The organism is Vibrio sp. Vb0937, assembly GCF_033338855.1.
In genome coordinates, this window is sequence record NZ_JAWOTK010000301.1 from 1 (window position 1) to 1,203 (window position 1,203).

General features: G+C 46.0%; 2 protein-coding genes. One reads left to right on the plus strand and one right to left on the minus strand.

What is annotated here, in order from left to right:
• The coding region (locus R7P67_RS25240) for a GNAT family N-acetyltransferase (protein ID WP_318086375.1) at positions 1–435 on the plus strand (435 nt) is incomplete at its 5' end.
• A gap of 10 nt (positions 436–445) precedes the next feature.
• On the opposite strand, the gene R7P67_RS25245 is transcribed toward R7P67_RS25240, so the two are convergent.
• Positions 446–958: a DUF2799 domain-containing protein gene (locus tag R7P67_RS25245; RefSeq protein WP_005484189.1), complete on the minus strand. Its 513-nt coding sequence runs from the start codon at positions 956–958 to the stop codon at positions 446–448.
• Between the last annotated feature and the right edge of the window lie 245 nt (positions 959–1,203).

A 1,203-nucleotide genomic window follows, 5' to 3' on the forward strand; every position in this document is an offset into this window, starting at 1 on the left:
TTAGAACGGCCGCAGGTGCTTGCGTTGTTGGAAGAGCATTTACAGGACATGTACGCTACATCGCCACCAGAGAGCGTGCATGCGTTAGATGTAAGCAAGTTGAAGCTGCCTTCAATCACGTTTTGGACAGGCTGGGATGGTGAGCAGCTATTGGGATGTGTGGCAATGAGCCAACTAGAAGATGGTCACGCAGAGTTGAAATCGATGCGTACGACGCCATCGGCGAGAAAACTGGGCGTGGCATCCCGCTTACTCAATCACGTGATTGAGCAAGCGAAACATCAGGGGATACAACGTTTAAGTTTGGAAACTGGGTCGATGGCATTTTTTGAACCCGCGCATCGCCTATATGAAAAACATGGCTTCGCGTACTGCGAGCCGTTTGGTGACTATCAACCTGATCCAAACAGCCGCTTTATGACCCTAGCGTTGTAGCCCGTCGCAACTAAAAGTTAAAGTAGTAATTAGCTCCTGGCGAGATGAGTGATGCACGCTCACGCGCCAGTTGTTTTCTTCTCTCTCTAATGCGCTTCGCGTTGTCTTTATCTAAGTTTGCATCCAATTGATGATCAAGGCGTGATATCTCCGCATCTAACGCGTTAATGCGTTGTTGACGCTGATATTCTTGATGGCCTAACTGATAGTTTTTAAGGAAAAGATCGTTAGAGCAAACGCCATAGTAGGTTTTTCCTTCTACACCCACCGTGTAACCATTGTCTGGCGAACAGTAAAGAATGGTGCCTTTATCAAAACCGTCTTGCCACTCAACGTGATTTGGCGTTACGCCTGCTTCGCGACAGTCTTTAATGTATTCGTACAAAATGTTTGGGTTATTGCCTGAGCGGCCATCTTGGTAGCCGACGCGATACCAATCTGCGGTTTGGCATTGTTCTGGCGACATGCTGCTACAACCAGAAAGTAATGCAAACATGGCAAAGAGAAGCGCAATGCGTTTCATGAAGTGGATTCCTTGTTACTGCGTTAGGTTCGCTGATTATAAATGAACAGTGTTCATTTCCAATAGATAAAATTAATAATTACCGACTTATTGATGCGTTGTGCTTGTGAGTTTGTCGGTTTGAAGCAAAATTTTTTGCTTGTGGAACGAGCGTTTTTCGTCAGTAGTGATGTTACGAATAGAGTAGTTTGCGTGAAGGTAGAGGCGAGATTAGTGAGGTGGGAATCTCTTCGTAAGCCGCATCT